At 60.2% G+C, this 19527-nt stretch carries 14 protein-coding genes and 3 rRNA genes; 9 read left to right on the top strand and 8 right to left on the bottom strand.

Annotated features, from left to right (window positions below; translation table 11 throughout):
* Positions 1-164: 164 nt before the first annotated feature.
* The 5 genes from rrf to aptA all read right to left on the bottom strand — a co-directional run bounded on the left by rrf (position 165) and on the right by aptA (position 8631).
* A 5S ribosomal RNA gene (gene rrf / locus QN085_RS03215) occupies positions 165-280 on the bottom strand.
* A 131-nt stretch (positions 281-411) separates the two neighbouring features.
* Positions 412-3303: ribosomal RNA gene (locus QN085_RS03210) — 23S ribosomal RNA — on the bottom strand.
* Between the two features lie 317 nt (positions 3304-3620).
* Positions 3621-5157 (bottom strand): 16S ribosomal RNA (locus QN085_RS03205).
* Together the 16S, 23S and 5S rRNA genes form the textbook arrangement of a ribosomal RNA operon.
* A gap of 560 nt (positions 5158-5717) precedes the next feature.
* Positions 5718-7211 carry a CoA-acylating methylmalonate-semialdehyde dehydrogenase gene (locus QN085_RS03200; protein WP_023662877.1) on the bottom strand — a complete coding sequence of 498 codons (1494 nt, stop codon included), beginning with the start codon at positions 7209-7211 and terminating at the stop codon, positions 5718-5720.
* A gap of 73 nt (positions 7212-7284) precedes the next feature.
* Positions 7285-8631: an omega-aminotransferase AptA gene (gene aptA / locus QN085_RS03195; RefSeq protein ID WP_013970744.1), complete on the bottom strand. Its 1347-nt coding sequence runs from the start codon at positions 8629-8631 to the stop codon at positions 7285-7287.
* Between the two features lie 118 nt (positions 8632-8749).
* On the opposite strand from aptA, the gene QN085_RS03190 reads away from it, so the two are divergent.
* The 5 genes from QN085_RS03190 (at position 8750) to QN085_RS03170 (ending at position 13104) form a co-directional block, all read left to right on the top strand.
* Positions 8750-9667 carry a LysR family transcriptional regulator gene (locus QN085_RS03190; protein ID WP_013970743.1) on the top strand — a complete coding sequence of 306 codons (918 nt, stop codon included), beginning with the start codon at positions 8750-8752 and terminating at the stop codon, positions 9665-9667.
* A 90-nt stretch (positions 9668-9757) separates the two neighbouring features.
* Positions 9758-10420, top strand: a complete 663-nt coding sequence (locus tag QN085_RS03185; protein WP_003257076.1) for a TetR/AcrR family transcriptional regulator — start codon at positions 9758-9760, stop codon at positions 10418-10420.
* A gap of 9 nt (positions 10421-10429) precedes the next feature.
* Positions 10430-11014: an IMPACT family protein gene (locus tag QN085_RS03180; RefSeq protein WP_013970742.1), complete on the top strand. Its 585-nt coding sequence runs from the start codon at positions 10430-10432 to the stop codon at positions 11012-11014.
* Between the two features lie 369 nt (positions 11015-11383).
* A complete protein-coding gene (locus QN085_RS03175) occupies positions 11384-12070 on the top strand; it encodes an SDR family oxidoreductase (RefSeq protein ID WP_013970741.1) in 687 nt (228 codons plus the stop codon).
* An 86-nt stretch (positions 12071-12156) separates the two neighbouring features.
* Positions 12157-13104 (top strand): adenosine deaminase, encoded by a 948-nt coding sequence (locus QN085_RS03170; protein ID WP_023662874.1) that lies wholly within the window; start codon positions 12157-12159, stop codon positions 13102-13104.
* 31 nt (positions 13105-13135) lie between these two features.
* Here the strand turns inward: QN085_RS03170 and QN085_RS03165 are convergent, their stop codons facing one another.
* Positions 13136-13849, bottom strand: a complete 714-nt coding sequence (locus QN085_RS03165; protein WP_013970739.1) for an ArsR/SmtB family transcription factor — start codon at positions 13847-13849, stop codon at positions 13136-13138.
* A gap of 487 nt (positions 13850-14336) precedes the next feature.
* On the opposite strand from QN085_RS03165, the gene QN085_RS03160 reads away from it, so the two are divergent.
* Complete coding sequence (locus tag QN085_RS03160; protein WP_075044510.1) at positions 14337-14534, top strand: hypothetical protein; 198 nt, start codon at positions 14337-14339, stop codon at positions 14532-14534.
* On the opposite strand, the gene QN085_RS03155 is transcribed toward QN085_RS03160, so the two are convergent.
* Positions 14485-15666 carry a multidrug effflux MFS transporter gene (locus QN085_RS03155; RefSeq protein WP_024086208.1) on the bottom strand — a complete coding sequence of 394 codons (1182 nt, stop codon included), beginning with the start codon at positions 15664-15666 and terminating at the stop codon, positions 14485-14487. The two genes, QN085_RS03160 and QN085_RS03155, sit on opposite strands and share 50 nt — an antisense overlap.
* Positions 15667-15859: 193 nt before the next feature.
* A complete protein-coding gene (locus QN085_RS03150) occupies positions 15860-16057 on the bottom strand; it encodes a heavy-metal-associated domain-containing protein (protein ID WP_003257072.1) in 198 nt (65 codons plus the stop codon).
* Between the two features lie 145 nt (positions 16058-16202).
* Here QN085_RS03150 and QN085_RS03145 point away from each other — a divergent pair, with 145 nt between their 5' ends.
* From QN085_RS03145 to cueR, 3 genes are read left to right on the top strand one after another with little or no spacing between them, the layout of a single operon-like run.
* Positions 16203-16589, top strand: a complete 387-nt coding sequence (locus QN085_RS03145; protein WP_023662829.1) for a hypothetical protein — start codon at positions 16203-16205, stop codon at positions 16587-16589.
* A gap of 52 nt (positions 16590-16641) precedes the next feature.
* The gene (locus tag QN085_RS03140) at positions 16642-19041 is read left to right on the top strand and encodes a heavy metal translocating P-type ATPase (RefSeq protein WP_024086207.1); all 2400 of its coding nucleotides are present in this window, start codon (positions 16642-16644) and stop codon (positions 19039-19041) included.
* A complete protein-coding gene (gene cueR / locus QN085_RS03135; RefSeq protein WP_023663456.1) occupies positions 19038-19448 on the top strand; it encodes a Cu(I)-responsive transcriptional regulator in 411 nt (136 codons plus the stop codon). Before QN085_RS03140 ends, cueR begins: the two co-directional genes overlap by 4 nt.
* Positions 19449-19527: the final 79 nt, after the last annotated feature.

The raw sequence follows: 19527 nt of genomic DNA, 5'->3' as shown, positions 1-19527 counted from the left end.
AGGCGTCGAACCGCCGCGAAGCGGGCGACGTGGTGGATGGCACCGGCTATGCCGGTGTTCGCGGGTGAACCCGCTCCCACAGGGACTGCGTATGCCTGGGAATTTTTGCGCCACAAAGACAAAACCCCTACCTGCATGCGCAGATAGGGGTTTTGCGAAATGAATCTTGACGATGACCTACTCTCACATGGGGAAACCCCACACTACCATCGGCGATGCATCGTTTCACTACTGAGTTCGGGATGGGATCAGGTGGTTCCAATGCTCTATGGTCGTCAAGAAATTCTGTTGCCAGAATGTCCAGATGGACAGCCCAGCGAATTCGGATATGCGATATTTGTGATATTGCGAACTTTCGGTCGTTTCGTCTTCACCACCGCAATCTGCGCTAGCAAATTGCTTGGGTGTTATATGGTCAAGCCTCACGGGCAATTAGTATTGGTTAGCTCAACGCCTCACAGCGCTTACACACCCAACCTATCAACGTCGTAGTCTTCGACGGCCCTTTAGGGGATTCAAGATCCCAGTGAGATCTCATCTTGAGGCAAGTTTCCCGCTTAGATGCTTTCAGCGGTTATCTCTTCCGAACATAGCTACCCGGCAATGCCACTGGCGTGACAACCGGAACACCAGAGGTTCGTCCACTCCGGTCCTCTCGTACTAGGAGCAGCCCCTCTCAAATCTCAAACGTCCACGGCAGATAGGGACCGAACTGTCTCACGACGTTCTAAACCCAGCTCGCGTACCACTTTAAATGGCGAACAGCCATACCCTTGGGACCGGCTTCAGCCCCAGGATGTGATGAGCCGACATCGAGGTGCCAAACACCGCCGTCGATATGAACTCTTGGGCGGTATCAGCCTGTTATCCCCGGAGTACCTTTTATCCGTTGAGCGATGGCCCTTCCATACAGAACCACCGGATCACTAAGACCTACTTTCGTACCTGCTCGACGTGTTTGTCTCGCAGTCAAGCGCGCTTTTGCCTTTATACTCTACGACCGATTTCCGACCGGCCTGAGCGCACCTTCGTACTCCTCCGTTACTCTTTGGGAGGAGACCGCCCCAGTCAAACTACCCACCATACACTGTCCTCGATCCGGATAACGGACCTGAGTTAGAACCTCAAAGTTGCCAGGGTGGTATTTCAAGGATGGCTCCATGAGAACTGGCGTCCCCACTTCAAAGCCTCCCACCTATCCTACACAAGCAAATTCAAAGTCCAGTGCAAAGCTATAGTAAAGGTTCACGGGGTCTTTCCGTCTAGCCGCGGATACACTGCATCTTCACAGCGATTTCAATTTCACTGAGTCTCGGGTGGAGACAGCGCCGCCATCGTTACGCCATTCGTGCAGGTCGGAACTTACCCGACAAGGAATTTCGCTACCTTAGGACCGTTATAGTTACGGCCGCCGTTTACCGGGGCTTCGATCAAGAGCTTCGCTTGCGCTAACCCCATCAATTAACCTTCCGGCACCGGGCAGGCGTCACACCCTATACGTCCACTTTCGTGTTTGCAGAGTGCTGTGTTTTTAATAAACAGTCGCAGCGGCCTGGTATCTTCGACCGGCATGGGCTTACGGAGCAAGTCCTTCACCCTCGCCGGCGCACCTTCTCCCGAAGTTACGGTGCCATTTTGCCTAGTTCCTTCACCCGAGTTCTCTCAAGCGCCTTGGTATTCTCTACCTAACCACCTGTGTCGGTTTGGGGTACGGTTCCCAGTTATCTGAAGCTTAGGAGCTTTTCTTGGAAGCATGGTATCAACCACTTCGTCGCCTAAAGGCAACTCGTCATCAGCTCTCGGCCTTGAAATCCCGGATTTGCCTAAGATTTCAGCCTACCACCTTAAACCTGGACAACCAACGCCAGGCTGGCCTAACCTTCTCCGTCCCTCCATCGCAATAACTGGAAGTACAGGAATATTAACCTGTTTTCCATCGACTACGCTTTTCAGCCTCGCCTTAGGGACCGACTAACCCTGCGTCGATTAACGTTGCGCAGGAAACCTTGGTCTTTCGGCGTGCGAGTTTTTCACTCGCATTGTCGTTACTCATGTCAGCATTCGCACTTCTGATACCTCCAGCAAGCTTCTCAACTCACCTTCACAGGCTTACAGAACGCTCCTCTACCGCGTCATCAAAGATGACACCCGTAGCTTCGGTGCATGGTTTGAGCCCCGTTACATCTTCCGCGCAGGCCGACTCGACTAGTGAGCTATTACGCTTTCTTTAAAGGGTGGCTGCTTCTAAGCCAACCTCCTAGCTGTCTAAGCCTTCCCACATCGTTTCCCACTTAACCATGACTTTGGGACCTTAGCTGACGGTCTGGGTTGTTTCCCTTTTCACGACGGACGTTAGCACCCGCCGTGTGTCTCCCATGCTCGGCACTTCCAGGTATTCGGAGTTTGCATCGGTTTGGTAAGTCGGGATGACCCCCTAGCCGAAACAGTGCTCTACCCCCTGGAGTGATACATGAGGCGCTACCTAAATAGCTTTCGAGGAGAACCAGCTATCTCCGAGCTTGATTAGCCTTTCACTCCGATCCACAGGTCATCCGCTAACTTTTCAACGGTAGTCGGTTCGGTCCTCCAGTCAGTGTTACCTAACCTTCAACCTGCCCATGGATAGATCGCCCGGTTTCGGGTCTATACCCAGCGACTAAACGCCCTATTAAGACTCGCTTTCGCTACGCCTCCCCTATTCGGTTAAGCTCGCCACTGAATATAAGTCGCTGACCCATTATACAAAAGGTACGCAGTCACCTAACAAAGTAGGCTCCCACTGCTTGTACGCATACGGTTTCAGGTTCTATTTCACTCCCCTCTCCGGGGTTCTTTTCGCCTTTCCCTCACGGTACTGGTTCACTATCGGTCAGTCAGTAGTATTTAGCCTTGGAGGATGGTCCCCCCATATTCAGACAAAGTTTCTCGTGCTCCGTCCTACTCGATTTCATTGACAAGAGATTTTCGTGTACGGGGCTATCACCCACTATGGCCGCACTTTCCAGAGCGTTCCACTAATCTCAAATCAACTTAAGGGCTGGTCCCCGTTCGCTCGCCACTACTAAGGGAATCTCGGTTGATTTCTTTTCCTCAGGGTACTTAGATGTTTCAGTTCCCCTGGTTCGCCTCTTGCACCTATGTATTCAGTACAAGATACTCAGCTTGTGCTGAGTGGGTTCCCCCATTCAGAGATCTCTGGATCACAGTCTGTTTGCCGACTCCCCAAAGCTTATCGCAGGCTACCACGTCTTTCATCGCCTCTGACTGCCAAGGCATCCACCGTATGCGCTTCTTCACTTGACCATATAACCCCAAGCAATCTGGTTATACTGTGAAGACGACATTCGCCGAAAATTCGCATGTTGCTCTTTCGAGCAGAACTCACAAATTTTACCTTAGCCTGATTAACCAGCAGTGAAACTGGCCATCAGTCTATATCTATCACATATCCGAATTTTTAAAGAACGATCTGACAAAAGCCAGAAATCAACATTCGAAACGAATGCTCATTTCCAAGTTCTGACCAGGAACAACACAAGACCCATACAGGATCTTGATCGTCTTCAACCATGAATCAAGCAATTCGTGTGGGAGCTCATCAGCAGGCTGATGTCGTCGATTAAGGAGGTGATCCAGCCGCAGGTTCCCCTACGGCTACCTTGTTACGACTTCACCCCAGTCATGAATCACACCGTGGTAACCGTCCTCCCGAAGGTTAGACTAGCTACTTCTGGTGCAACCCACTCCCATGGTGTGACGGGCGGTGTGTACAAGGCCCGGGAACGTATTCACCGCGACATTCTGATTCGCGATTACTAGCGATTCCGACTTCACGCAGTCGAGTTGCAGACTGCGATCCGGACTACGATCGGTTTTGTGAGATTAGCTCCACCTCGCGGCTTGGCAACCCTCTGTACCGACCATTGTAGCACGTGTGTAGCCCAGGCCGTAAGGGCCATGATGACTTGACGTCATCCCCACCTTCCTCCGGTTTGTCACCGGCAGTCTCCTTAGAGTGCCCACCATAACGTGCTGGTAACTAAGGACAAGGGTTGCGCTCGTTACGGGACTTAACCCAACATCTCACGACACGAGCTGACGACAGCCATGCAGCACCTGTGTCAGAGTTCCCGAAGGCACCAATCCATCTCTGGAAAGTTCTCTGCATGTCAAGGCCTGGTAAGGTTCTTCGCGTTGCTTCGAATTAAACCACATGCTCCACCGCTTGTGCGGGCCCCCGTCAATTCATTTGAGTTTTAACCTTGCGGCCGTACTCCCCAGGCGGTCAACTTAATGCGTTAGCTGCGCCACTAAAATCTCAAGGATTCCAACGGCTAGTTGACATCGTTTACGGCGTGGACTACCAGGGTATCTAATCCTGTTTGCTCCCCACGCTTTCGCACCTCAGTGTCAGTATCAGTCCAGGTGGTCGCCTTCGCCACTGGTGTTCCTTCCTATATCTACGCATTTCACCGCTACACAGGAAATTCCACCACCCTCTACCGTACTCTAGCTCGCCAGTTTTGGATGCAGTTCCCAGGTTGAGCCCGGGGCTTTCACATCCAACTTAACGAACCACCTACGCGCGCTTTACGCCCAGTAATTCCGATTAACGCTTGCACCCTCTGTATTACCGCGGCTGCTGGCACAGAGTTAGCCGGTGCTTATTCTGTCGGTAACGTCAAAACAGCAAGGTATTAACTTACTGCCCTTCCTCCCAACTTAAAGTGCTTTACAATCCGAAGACCTTCTTCACACACGCGGCATGGCTGGATCAGGCTTTCGCCCATTGTCCAATATTCCCCACTGCTGCCTCCCGTAGGAGTCTGGACCGTGTCTCAGTTCCAGTGTGACTGATCATCCTCTCAGACCAGTTACGGATCGTCGCCTTGGTGAGCCATTACCTCACCAACTAGCTAATCCGACCTAGGCTCATCTGATAGCGCAAGGCCCGAAGGTCCCCTGCTTTCTCCCGTAGGACGTATGCGGTATTAGCGTTCCTTTCGAAACGTTGTCCCCCACTACCAGGCAGATTCCTAGGCATTACTCACCCGTCCGCCGCTGAATCAAGGAGCAAGCTCCCGTCATCCGCTCGACTTGCATGTGTTAGGCCTGCCGCCAGCGTTCAATCTGAGCCATGATCAAACTCTTCAGTTCAATACTGCTTGGGTTTTTAAGAAACCCTAAACTTGGCTCAGCAATCTCAAATGACTATGTGATTTCTCGCATGGCCACTTGTGATGCTGATAATCTTTGTGACTATCAGTCCGTACTCACAAGCACCCACACGAATTGCTTGATTCGATTTGTTAAAGAGCGTTTGGTTAAGAGCGTTTCGTCTCAACCGAGGCGCGCATTCTACGCCTTCCTCATTTGCTGTCAAGCGTTTATTTTGAAGTTTTTTGCGAGAAACTCGTTTAGCTTCAAACACTTGACTCGCTGCGATCTCTCGTAGCGGGAGGCGAATCATACAGCGTTTAGAAACGCTGTCAACCATCATCTCAACCGCTGCCGATCATTTGATCGTAGCCCTTTCAACTCTTTCCGAACAACCTAACTTGTTGAATTTCAATAAGTTTGTCGTTCCGATGTCGCTGGAAGTGGGGCGCATTATAAGGGGATTCGAGAGGGCGTCAACCTTTAATTTCAAGAAACTTTAATATCGCTGAAAAACAAAGCGGGGAGGCCTGTCGGCCTCCCCGCTTCTGCGTCATCCCTTACAAACTAGGGAACGCAAACTGCGAAGCCTCATGGCTGGCCCGCTGCGGCCAGCGCTGGGTAATCGCCTTGCGACGGGTATAGAAGCGCACACCGTCCGGACCATAGGCATGCAGGTCACCGAACAGCGAGCGCTTCCAGCCACCAAAGCTGTGGTAGGCCACCGGCACCGGCAGCGGTACGTTCACACCGACCATGCCCACTTCGATCTCGTCGCAGAACAGGCGCGCCGCTTCACCGTCACGGGTGAAGATGCAGGTGCCGTTGCCATACTCATGATCGTTGATCAGTTGCATGGCCTGCTCCAGGCTGTTCACACGCACTACGCAAAGCACCGGGCCGAAGATCTCTTCCTTATAGATACGCATCTCCGGGGTCACCTTGTCGAACAGGGTGCCGCCGACGAAGTAGCCATCCTCATTACCAGCCACACGGAAGCCACGGCCATCCACCACCAGCTTGGCGCCAGCAGCAACACCGTCATCAATGTAGCCCACCACCTTGTCACGGGCAGCAGCCGTCACCAGCGGGCCCATGTCCAGGCCGCACGAGGTGCCGGCACCAATCTTCAGGGCCTTGATCTGCGGTTCCAGCTTGGCAATCAGGGCGTCAGCCACCTGGTCACCCACGCATACCGCCACCGAAATGGCCATGCAACGCTCGCCGCACGAACCGTAGGCCGCCCCCATCAGTGCGCTCACGGCATTGTCCAGGTCGGCATCCGGCATCAGCACCGCATGGTTCTTCGCACCACCCAGGGCCTGCACACGCTTGCCGCGCTTGGTGCCTTCAGCGTAGATGTACTCAGCGATCGGAGTCGAACCGACGAAGCTCAGGGCCTTCACTTCCGGCGCTTCGATCAGCGCATCCACCGCTTCCTTGTCGCCGTGCACCACGTTGAGGATGCCCTTCGGCAGGCCGGCTTCCAGCAGCAGCTGGGCGATGAACAGAGTCGAGCTCGGGTCGCGCTCGGAAGGCTTGAGGATGAAGGCGTTACCGCAGGCGATGGCCAGTGGGTACATCCACAGCGGCACCATGGCCGGGAAGTTGAACGGGGTGATACCGGCAACCACGCCCAGTGGCTGGAAGTCGGACCAGGCATCGATGTTCGGGCCAACGTTGCGGCTGTACTCGCCTTTGAGCACTTCCGGCGCGGCGCAGGCGAACTCGACGTTCTCGATGCCACGCTTCAGTTCGCCGGCAGCATCTTCCAGGGTCTTGCCGTGCTCTTCGCTAATCATCTGCGAGATACGCGCTTCGTTCTGCTCCAACAGTTGCTTGAAGCGGAACATCACCTGGGCGCGCTTGGCCGGTGGGGTGTTACGCCAGGCCGGGAAGGCAGCCTTGGCCGAGTCGATCGCTTCCTGCACGGTCGCGCGGCTGGCCAACTCGACTTTGCGCACGGCCTGGCCGGTGGACGGGTTGAAGACATCGGCGGTGCGCTCACCCTTGGTAACCAGTTCGCCGTGGATCAGGTGCTGAACAATGCTCATGCAAAACTCCAGATAAAGAAGGTTGAGGCAGGCGCGCGATGCGTTCACGCGCCAGGCATCAGAATCGGAAAGATCAGTCGATCAGGTTCAGGGTTTCGCCTACTGCGTCGAACAGGCGATCCAGTTCCTGCGGCGTGGTGTTGAAGGTTGGGCCGAACTGCAGGGTGTCGCCACCGAAGCGTACATAGAAGCCTTTCTTCCACAGTTTCATCGCCGCCTCGTACGGACGCACGATGGCATCACCGTCGCGGGCAGCGATCTGGATCGCGCCGGCCAGGCCGTAGTTGCGGATATCGACGATGTTCTTGGTGCCCTTCACGCCATGCAGCAGCTTCTCGAAGTGCGGCGCCAGCTCGGCGGCGGCCTGCACCAGGTTTTCCTTCTGCAGCAGGTCCAGCGCGGCGATACCGGCGGCGCAGGCTACCGGGTGGGCCGAGTAGGTGTAGCCGTGCGGGAATTCCACGGCGTACTCCGGGGTCGGCTGGTTCATGAAGGTCTGGTAGATCTCGCTGCTGGCGATAACCGCGCCCATCGGGATGGCGCCGTTGGTCACCTGCTTGGCGATGCACATAAGGTCCGGGGTCACGCCGAAGGCTTCGGAGCCAGTCATAGCGCCCATGCGGCCGAAGCCGGTAATCACTTCGTCGAAGATCAGCAGGATGTTGTGCTGGGTGCAGATTTCACGCAGGCGCTTCAGGTAACCCTTCGGCGGCGGCAGAACACCAGCCGAACCTGCCAGCGGCTCGACGATCACGGCAGCGATGTTGGAGGCGTCGTGCAGCTCGATCAGCTTGAGCATCTCATCAGCGAGGGCAATACCACCCTCTTCCGGCATGCCTTTGGAGAAGGCGTTGACCGGCAGCACGGTGTGAGGCAGGTGGTCGACATCCAGCAGCTGACCGAACAGCTTGCGGTTACCGTTGACGCCACCGAGGCTGGTGCCGGCGATGTTCACGCCGTGGTAGCCGCGAGCACGGCCGATAATCTTGGTCTTGGTCGCCTGGCCTTTCAGACGCCAGTAGGCACGCACCATCTTCAGCGCGGTGTCGGCACACTCGGAACCGGAGTTGGTATAGAACACATGGTTCAGGTCGCCCGGGGTAAGTTCGGTGATCTTCTCGGCCAGCTGGAACGACAGCGGGTGGCCGAACTGGAAGGCCGGGGAGTAGTCCAGTGTGCCGATCTGACGAGCCACCGCTTCGGTGATTTCCTTGCGGGTGTGCCCGGCGCCGCAGGTCCACAAACCGGACAGGGCATCGAAGATCTTGCGCCCCTGGTCGTCGAACAGGTAGCTGCCTTCGGCCGCCACGATCAGGCGTGGGTCGCGCTGGAAGTTGCGGTTGGCGGTGTAGGGCATCCAGTGCGCATCCAGCTTGAGCTGGCTGGCGATACCGGCGGGGGCGGTTTCGGGCATGTTCATCGGCGGTTCCTCGGAAGACGATTAGGCAACGATGGATGTTGTTGCAGCTAAATTGGCACGGCGATAAAGTCTGGAAAAGCCAACATTTCTAATCTTCAGACAGGCCCTGACTAAACTAATGAGCCGACGCCCCGATCCACTCGCCCAAGTCAGCGATTTTGACATCCGTCTGCTGAAGATCTATCGCAGTGTCGTAGAGTGTGGCGGTTTCTCGGCCGCCGAAAACGTGCTGGGCATTGGCCGTTCGGCCATCAGCCAGCAAATGAACGACCTTGAGCAACGCCTTGGCCTGCGCCTGTGCCAGCGCGGACGCGCCGGGTTCTCGCTGACCGAGGAAGGCCGCGAGGTCTACCACTCGGCGCTGCAACTGCTCAGCGCTCTGGAAAGCTTTCGCACCGAGGTCAACGGCCTGCACCAGCATTTGCGTGGCGAGCTGAACATTGGCCTGACCGATAACCTTGTGACGCTGCCGCACATGCGCATTACCCATGCCCTGGCCGAGCTCAAGGACCGCGGCCCCGATGTGCGCATCCAGATCCGCATGATCGCACCCAGCCAGGTCGAGCACGGCGTGCTTGATGGCAGCCTGCATGTCGGCGTGGTGCCGCAGACCAGCCCGCTGTCGGGCCTCGAGTACCAGCCGCTGTACAGTGAGCGCTCGCTGCTGTACTGCGCAGTCGGCCACCCGCTGTTCTATGCAGATGACCAGCAGATCGACGACGACCGCCTCAACAGCCAGGAAGCCATCACCCCCACCTTCCGCCTGCCGGCCGAAATCCAGGCGCATTACCAGGCACTGAATTGCACGGCCAGTGCTTCGGACCGCGAAGGCATGGCGTTTCTCATCCTTACCGGGCGCTACATCGGCTACCTACCAGACCACTACGCCACGTTCTGGGTGCAGCAAGGCCGCTTGCGTGCCCTCAAGCCCCGGGAACGCTTCTATGATCTGAGTCTCAGCTGGGTAACGCGCAAGGGCCGGCGGCCGAACCTGGTACTGGAAAGCTTCCTCGAAAGCCTGGCTGCGACACGCTGATGCCAGTCTGTGCCGCAAACGCTTGTCACTTCGGCACAGGCAGGTAATCTTGTCCGACAGCCGCAGCCACTGACCCGTACGGAATCGTCCATGACCCTAGAAGTCCCTGCGCATCGCCTCTCCGCCTCGGGCAAGCCCGCGGGCCGCATCCGCCAGAAGAACGAACAGGCCATTATCCAGGCCGCCGAAGACGAGTTTGCCCGCCATGGTTTCAAGGGCACCAGCATGAACACCATCGCCCTCAAGGCGGGGTTGCCCAAGGCCAATCTGCATTACTACTTCACCAACAAGCTGGGCCTGTACATTGCAGTACTCAGCAACATCATCGAGTTGTGGGACAGCACCTTCAACGCCTTGAGCGTCGACGACGATCCGGGCGAAGCCCTGAGCCAGTACATCCGCACCAAGATGGAGTTCTCCCGGCGCAACCCGCAAGCCTCGCGGATTTTCGCCATGGAAGTGATCAGCGGCGGCACCTGCCTGAGCGAATACTTCAGTGCCGACTACCGCGAATGGTTCCGCGGCCGGGCCGCGGTGTTCCAGGCCTGGATCGAAGCCGGAAAGATGGACCCGGTCGACCCGGTGCACCTGATCTTCCTGCTGTGGGGCAGCACCCAGCACTACGCCGACTTCGCCACCCAGATCTGCCAGGTGACCGGCCGCAGCCGCCTGACCAAGCAGGACATGGAAGACGCGAGCAACAATCTTATCCACATCATTTTGAAGGGCTGCGGCATAAAGCCGGCTGCCTGATCGTCATTTATGCCTTCTACCTTGCTCGACCTCTGCGAGTATCGCGAGGAAATCCGCAAAAGCCGCTTCATCACCATGGCCGGGCCGATCAGCAGTGCCGCCGACGCGATGAGTTTCATCGAACGCCACAGCGACCTGGCCGCCACCCACAACTGCTGGGCCTGGAAGCTTGGCGCCCAGTACCGCAGCAGCGATGACGGCGAACCTGGCGGTACCGCGGGACGGCCAATCCTCGCGGCCATCGAAGCGCAGGACTGCGACCAGGTGGTAGTGCTGGTAATCCGCTGGTACGGCGGCATTCAGCTGGGAACTGGCGGCTTGGCCAGGGCCTACGGCGGCGGCGCCAACAAATGCCTGCAACAGGCACCCAAGCGGCTGCTGGTGCAGCGCAGCGAATTCACCTGCAGTTGCAGTTTCAGCGAACTGGCACTGGTGAAGCTGCGCCTGGCGGAGGTTGACGGCCTGGTCCTGGATGAGCAGTTCACCGCCAATGGCGTGGACCTGTTGATTGCACTCGGTGACGCCCACCTGGCGCCACTGCAGCAGCAGTTGGCCGACTTGAGCCGCGGGCGCATTCTGCTCGAAGCACGTTGAACATTGCCCACAACAACTGTGGGCCGGCCTGTGGATAAGCTTGGGGCATTCGCTTGCAGGCAGCATTAATCAAGGGCTACAGAGGCTTGATCATATTTTGATCACCATTTGATGACAGCCGCAAACCGTTGATGCTCCTGACGTTATCCCCAGGTCCCCAGCCTGCGTACCCCCGCACAGCCATCTGCGCTTGCACACAATAACTGTGGACCAGCTTGTGGATAACCCGTGCGCCAACAAGCCGAAGGCCACGCCGTACAAGGGCCTGACGCAACTGGTGATTTTTCGTACAGCCCACCACGAGGCGCTCGGCACCACAGTGCATTATCCTCAATATCCTTCTTCGAACCGATCACGGAGCGCATCCAAATGGCTAACGCAAAAACCGCACTCATCATCGGCGCCTCGCGCGGGCTGGGACTGGGCCTGGTGCAACGCCTGCAGGAAGACGGCTGGACCATCACCGCCACCGTGCGCAACCCGCAGCAGCCCGGCGCCCTGGCGGACGTGCCCGGCGTGCGCATCGAACAGCTGGAAATGAACGACACGGCCCAGCTCGATGGCCTCAAGCAACGCCTGCAAGACCAAGTCTTCGACCTGGTGTTCATCAACGCCGGGGTCATGGGGCCTCTGCCGCAAGACCTTGAGACGGTGCAGAACAAGGACATCGGCGACCTGTTCATGACCAACGCCGTGGCGCCAATCCGCGTGGCCCGCCGCCTGGTCGGCCAGGTACGCGAAGGCAGCGGCGTACTCGCCTTCATGAGCTCGATCCTGGGCAGCGTGACCATCCCCGACGGCGGCGAAATCTGCCTGTACAAGGCCAGCAAGGCGGCCCTGAACTCGATGATCAACAGCTTCGTCGTCGAGCAACAACGCCCCGACCTTTGCGTACTGGCCATGCACCCGGGCTGGGTGAAAACCGACATGGGCGGTGAAAACGCCGAGATCGACGTGCTGACCAGCACCCGCGGCATGCTTGAACAGATCAAGGCGCAAAGCGGCAACGGCGGCCTGCGCTTCATCAACTACAAGGGCGAACCCTTGGTCTGGTGATTCACCAGGTCGCAGCCTGGCCGTGCGCAATGCCCGGCCAGGCTCTGTAGAATGGCGGCAACCGTACCTGATCGAGATGACCCACCATGTATGACTGGTTGAACGCCCTGCCCAAGGCCGAACTGCACCTGCACCTGGAAGGCTCGCTGGAGCCCGAGCTGCTGTTCGCCCTGGCCGAGCGCAACAAGATCGCCCTGCCCTGGGCCGATGTGGAGACCTTGCGCGGTGCCTATGCCTTCAACAACCTGCAGGAGTTCCTGGACCTGTATTACCAGGGCGCCGACGTGCTGCGCACCGAGCAGGACTTCTACGACCTGACCTGGGCCTACCTGCAACGCTGCAAGGCGCAGAACGTGATCCACACCGAACCGTTCTTCGACCCACAGACCCATACCGACCGCGGCATCCCCTTCGAGGTGGTGCTCAACGGCATCAACCAGGCGTTGAAGGACGGTCGCGAACAACTGGGCATCAGCAGTGGCCTGATCCTCAGCCTCCTGCGCCACCTCAGCGAAGATGAAGCACAGAAAACCCTCGACCAGGCCCTGCCATTCCGCGATGCGTTCATCGCCGTTGGCCTGGACAGCTCGGAAATGGGGCACCCACCGAGCAAGTTCCAGCGAGTGTTCGACCGCGCCCGCAGCGAAGGCCTGGTCGCCGTTGCCCATGCCGGCGAGGAAGGCCCGCCCGAGTACATCTGGGAAGCCCTGGACCTGCTGAAGGTCAAGCGTATCGACCACGGTGTGCGCGCCATCGAGGACGAGCGCCTGATGCAGCGCATCATCGACGAGCAGATCCCGCTCACGGTGTGCCCGCTGTCGAACACCAAGCTGTGCGTGTTCGACCACATGAGCCAACATAACATCCTCGAGATGCTCGAGCGCGGCGTGAAGGTCACGGTCAACTCTGACGACCCGGCCTACTTCGGCGGCTATGTCACCGAAAACTTCCACGCCCTGTACACCCATCTGGGCATGACCGAAGACCAGGCCCGTCGACTGGCCCAGAACAGCCTGGATGCCCGGCTGGCCTGAATGACCTGACGGCGACATATCTGTGGCGCCGTCAACCTACCTGCAACGTCGGCACGCGGGCAATGCGATTGATCTGCTGGATACCCAACGCAGAAATATGCAATGCCCGCGAGTCCTCGGCCTCGCGCATCCAGCCAGATTGCAGGAACAGCCGGAACAAGGCCTGCCCCAGCACGCCGCCCAGGTGCGGCCCCTGGTCGTTCCACTCGGTGCAGCGGCAGATCACGCAGCCACGTTGCTGGTGCGGCGCCAAGGCATCGATGTAGACCCCGACCAAAGCCAACTGCGTCCGCCCCTCTTCGCTTACCATCAACTGCCGACCACTACCCTCCAGCCAGCCGGCCACCACCAGACGGTGATACAGCTCACCGGCCAGTTCCCCCCCCAAGTGATCGCCACAGCGACGCGCCCTGCGTATCGACATGGGCAGCGGTGATACCGGTGCCTTGGCCCGCTCCCCCCTGGCACTCTCCAACTGGACACTGGCCAGGGCCTCCACCGCTGCCCCGACTTGCGGGGTGGCCAGCCGGAAGTAGCGCTTGCGCCCCCGCGCTTCGTGTCGGAGCAAACCGGCCGACGACAACAACGAAAGATGAGCGCAGGCCGATGACGAGGTCAGGCCTGTCATTACCGCGAGCTCGTTGGCCAGCCGCGGCGTGCCATCGATCAATGCCCACAACATGGCACTGCGCTTGGGGTCGGCCATCAGGCTGGCAATCTGGCTGATACTGCTGGCTGCGTTCATGTCCCTGTAACTCCCTGCAAGTTCACTGTGTGGATGCGATGGCCACCCCTGGCAGGGAAGCGCCTCTCGCTGGCACTGGCCTGGTTCGCCAGTATAAGCCGCAAAAAACGCCATTCAGGCAGCGCCGCGCAGTGGTGCCACAGGCAAAATACCACTGGGTATGCCTACCCATGGCAGGCAGCGGAACAGTGCGTGAAAGCTGCCCGGACCGCGTGGGCAAGCAGCCCGGCACACATGGCAGGAGCCCGGGAACGACAGGCGGAAAAAACACCGGATGCAACTTCGGACGCGGCCGACAAGCAATTTCCACAAGTAGCGCAAGCCAAAGCGAAGGTTCCACGTGCTTGCGGGCATTGCACCCCAAGCTGGAAAAAACATGTAGAAAACGTTCTTGCCGACCGTCAGTCAGGACACTGATGCAGGTCATGGCGGGCAGAAAGTGCAGCGCTACACTTCATCCGCTCTCCCCCTTTGGAGGTATGCCGCGATGAAAATTGTCGTCAGTGCGTCGAGCCGAAACCCCGCTTGCCCCTGGCAGGTCCAGCTCGATCAACACGTGGTCAGTTTCCGCAGCGAGGCCGAGGCGCGTGCCTTCGTCGCCACGCTGGAAACCCGTCTGCAGGCACCTCACCCGCTTATGCGGGAGCCTTGGCCGGCAAGCGTCGGGTCAGCAGCGCGACACTGACCACCAGCGCCCCGCACAGGCTGATCACCAGCGCCATCGGTACCGCACTGCCATCATGCAGCAGCCCCACCAGCGCCGCTGCACCGGCGGCGACGCTGAACTGCAGGCAGCCCATCAGCGCCGAGGCACTGCCGGCCCGCGCCCCCTGCCCGCTCATGGCACAGGCAGAGGCGTTGGGGATGATGCAGCCGAGGCTGGAAATGCAGACGAACAGCGGTACCAGCAGTGGCCACAGCTGTGTTGGCCGCATTGCCGCCACGGCCAGCAACACCAGGCCCGCAGCCAGGTACAGCCATACCGCACGCGCCAACAGAAATGCCGGCCCGCGCTTGGCCAGCAAGCGTGCATTCACCTGCGCCACCAGGATGAAGCCGGCGGCATTGGTGCCGAACAACCAGCCGTAATGCTCGGCCGGCACGCCATAGAGCTTGATGAACACGAAAGGCGAACCGGCGATGTAGGCAAACATGCCGGCGATGGCGATACCACCGGTCAGGGCATGGCCGACGAACACCCGGTCAGCGAACAGGCGCAAGTACTGGCGCATGGCGCCAGACAGCGGTTGCCGCGGTATGTGCTCGGGCAGGCTTTCCGGCAGGCCCAGGCTGACCGCCAACAGGCAGCCGGCACTGAACAGGCTCAGGGCGAGGAAGATCGATTGCCAGCCGGCCACGTTCACCAGCACCCCGCCCAGCATCGGTGCCAGGATTGGCGCCAGCCCCATGACCAGCATCAGCTGCGAGAACACCTTGGCCGAGGCCACCGGGTCGCACTTGTCACTGACGATGGCCCGCGAAAGCACCATCCCGGCGCAACCGCCCAACGCCTGGACAAACCGCGCCAGCACCAGGGTATCGAGGTCGGGGGCATAGGCACATGCCAGTGACGCCAGGGTGAACAGGGTCACCCCGAACATCAGCGGCTTGCGTCGGCCAAAGCGGTCAGCCACCGGCCCGTAGGCCAGTTGCCCGATGGACAGGCCAAGGAAGTAGGCGGCCAAGGTGGCCTGGACGTGTTTTTCATCGGTGGCGAACGCCTGCGCCATGGCCGGGAAGGCGGGCAGGTAGAAGTCGATCGCCAAGGGCCCGAACGCACTGAGTGCGCCCAGGATGAGCACCATTCGCAGGTTCATCAGGAATCCATAGCAGGCTAAGCAAGTGCTCGATTCTACCTGCTGTGGCCCCTATCCATGTGAAAACATTTGCAACAATACCGAGCCTGGAGCGCCCCCTGTGGGAGCGGGCGTGCCCGCGAATCAGGCGGCGCGGTGGATGGCACCGGCTACGCCGGTGTTCGCGGGCACGCCCGCTCCCACAGGTCAGTATTCAGGCCGCCTCGACCTGATAACCTTCATCGCGAATGGCCGTGAGGATCCGCTCCTGAGCCAACTCGCTCTGCACCCGTACCTGCCTGGCCGCCAGATCGACCTCCACCTTGGCCGCGGCATCCTGCTCCTGCACTGCCCGGGTCACGGCTTTCACGCAATGGCCACAGGTCATGCCTTGTACATTGAACACTTGCATGGGGGTTACCTCCTTCAGGTTTTCCACAAGTCTCAAGCTTGCCATCGGGGCAAGGTCAAGACTTGCCGACACCAGCCGGGGTGGAAATCCGCGCGCGCGTCGGCCAAGCTGCGCCTTTGATGATCAGGCAAGCAGGAGATTCTTCATGTTCAGGGCAGCATTGGCCGTCGTCGGGCTATTGAGCACGCTGGCTGCAGTGCCACCGGCCAGCGCCGAGGGCAACTCGGACTACAGCGTGCTGATCATTTCCCGGGAGCGTCTGGAAGTGGCCACCAGTTGCGAAATCGGCATCTACCTCAACGACCAGCTCTCCGGGCGCGTGTTCCAGGAGCAGTCCACCTCGTTCAACCTGCCGCCCGGCCCGGTGGACGTGCGCCTGCGCCTGCTGCCCGGGCAAATGCCCGGCTGCGCCCCGGGTGTCGAGGACCAACGCAGCACGCGACTGAACCTGCAGGCGGGCCAGATCAACAAATACCGCATCGCCATGGGGCAATATGGGCTGGAGTTGAAGCGAGCCGGCCTGGGCTATTGACCTTACCTGCGTGGCAAGGTTGATGCTGGAGGCCTGTCCAAGGAGGAGAGCCATGCCCGCATCCACCACATACGACCTGCCGATCTCCGGCATGACCTGCGCCAGTTGTGCCGGCCGGGTCGAACGCGCCCTGCGCAAGGTCACCGGCACTGAACAGGTCAGCGTCAACCTCGCCACCGAACAGGCCCGGGTCCAGGCCCCGGTCAACAGTCTGCCCGCGCTGGTCGAGGCCATACGCGAAGCCGGCTATGGCGTGCCCACCCGCACCGTCGAACTGCAGATTGGCGGCATGACCTGCGCCAGTTGCGTCGGCCGCGTAGAGCGCGCTCTCGGCAAGCTGCCGGGTGTTGAACGGGTCAGCGTCAACCTGGCCAGCGAACGTGCGCACCTCGAAGTGCTCGCGGCCCTCGACGACAACCTGCTGATCGATGCCGTGCAAAAGGCCGGCTACAGCGCCAGCCTGCCGCAAACAGCCAGGGACGACCAGCACGCTGCCCAGCACCGCCTGCGTAACGAACGCCTGGCGGTCGGCGCAGCGTTGCTGCTCGCCCTGCCGTTGGTGGTACCAATGGTGGTGCAGCCGTTTGGCGTGCACTGGATGTTGCCAGCGTGGGTGCAGTTCCTGCTGGCCACACCGGTGCAGTTCATTCTCGGCGCGCGGTTCTACGTGGCCGCCTGGAAGGCCGTGCGCGCAGGTACCGGCAACATGGACCTGCTGGTGGCCCTGGGTACCAGCGCCGGCTACGGCTTGAGCCTGTACCAGTGGGCGCAAGCCCCCGGCGGCATGGCCCCTCACCTGTACTTCGAAGCTTCGGCCGTGGTGATTGCCCTGGTGCTGCTGGGCAAGTACCTGGAAAGCCGTGCCAAGCGCCAGACCGCCAGCGCCATCCGTGCCCTCGAGGCCCTGCGCCCGGAACGGGCCGTGCGCCTGGTCGATGGCCGGGAAGAAGACGTGGCCATTGCCCAACTGCGCCTCGGCGACCTGGTACTGGTCAAACCCGGCGAGCGCTTCCCGGTCGATGGCGTGGTGGAAGACGGCAGCAGCCATGCCGATGAAGCCCTGATCAGCGGCGAGAGCCTGCCGGTGCCCAAGCAGCCCGGCGACAGCGTCACCGGTGGCGCCATCAACGGCGAAGGCCGGCTGCTGGTACGCACCAAGGCACTGGGTACCGAAACCGTGCTGGCACGCATCATCCGCCTGGTGGAAGACGCCCAGGCGGCCAAGGCACCGATCCAAAAGCTGGTCGACCGGGTCAGCCAGGTATTCGTCCCGGCCGTGCTGGTACTGGCGCTGATCACCCTGGCCGGTTGGTGGCTGGCCGGCGCGCCGCTGGAAACCGCGCTGATCAATGCCGTCGCGGTACTGGTCATCGCCTGCCCCTGCGCCCTCGGCCTGGCCACACCCGCAGCGATCATGGCCGGCACCGGGGTTGCCGCCCGCCATGGCATCCTGATCAAGGACGCCGAAGCGCTGGAGCGCGCCCATGCGGTCAACCGCGTGGTGTTCGACAAGACCGGCACCCTCACCTCCGGCAGCCCGCGCGTTGTCCACAGCCAGGCGCAGGTGGGCAGCAGCGCCGACCTGCACCGCCTGGCCGGTGCCCTGCAGCGCGGCAGCGAACACCCGCTGGCCAAGGCGGTACTGGATGCCTGTGCCGAACAAGGCCTGGACGTGCCTGGCGTTACCGACAGCCAGTCGCTGACCGGGCGTGGTATTGCCGGGCGCGTGGAAGGCCGCGAGCTGGCCCTGGGCAACCGCCGCCTGCTCGATGAAAGCGCCCTGCCACCCGGCGACCTGGCCGCCAAGGCCCAGGCCTGGGAAGCCGAGGGGCGCACCCTGTCATGGCTTATCGAACGCGGCGCGCAGCCGCGTGTGCTGGGCCTGTTCGCCTTTGGTGACAGCCTCAAGCCCGGCGCCGCGCAGGCAATCGATACCCTGCATGCGCAACACATCAGCAGCCACCTGCTGACCGGCGACAACCGCGGCAGCGCCAAAGTGGTGGCCGATGCCCTGGGCATCGACGACGTGCATGCCGAAGTGCTGCCGGCCGACAAGGCCGCGACCGTGGCCGCGCTCAAGCAGGATGGCGTGGTCGCCATGGTCGGTGATGGCATCAATGATGCGCCGGCGCTGGCCGCCGCCGATATCGGCATTGCCATGGGGGGCGGTACCGACGTGGCCATGCAGGCCGCCGGCATCACCCTGATGCGCGGCGACCCACGCCTGGTACCGGCCGCCCTGGAGATCAGCCGCAAGACCTATGCGAAGATCCGCCAGAACCTGTTCTGGGCGTTCATCTATAACCTGATCGGCATCCCGCTGGCCGCGCTGGGTTACCTCAACCCGGTACTGGCCGGCGCCGCCATGGCCCTGTCCAGCGTCAGCGTGGTGAGCAACGCGCTGTGGCTCAAGGCGTGGAAACCCACCAGCAACACCCAGGAGGCCCCATGAACATAGGCCAGGCCGCCCGCCGCAGCGGGCTCAGCACCAAGATGATCCGTTACTACGAGTCCATCGGCCTGCTCAAACCCGCCACGCGCAGTGACAGCGGCTACCGCCTTTACCAGGCGGAAGACTTGCACAGCCTGGCCTTCATCAAGCGCTCCCGCGACCTGGGCTTTTCCCTCGAGGAGGTCGGCAAGCTGTTGACCTTGTGGCAGGACCGCCAGCGTGCCAGCGCCGATGTGAAAGCGCTGGCCATGCAGCACATCGATGAGCTGAACCGGCGCATCGAAGAGCTGGTGAGCCTGCGCGACACCCTTGGCGAACTGGTATCGCACTGCCAGGGAGACGAGCGCCCGGACTGCCCGATCCTCAAGGATCTGGCCAATGGCACTGCTGGTGGCTGCTGTCACTGAGCCACCCGCAACGCTTCTGGTATGCCATATACGTCCAAACACGACCGAATAGTCACCAACTGCGACTTTATCCAATAAA

Source organism: Pseudomonas sp. M2(2023) (genome assembly GCF_030263955.1).
GTDB lineage: Bacteria > Pseudomonadota > Gammaproteobacteria > Pseudomonadales > Pseudomonadaceae > Aquipseudomonas > Aquipseudomonas asiatica.
This window is presented reverse-complemented; position numbering and strand designations above follow the sequence as displayed.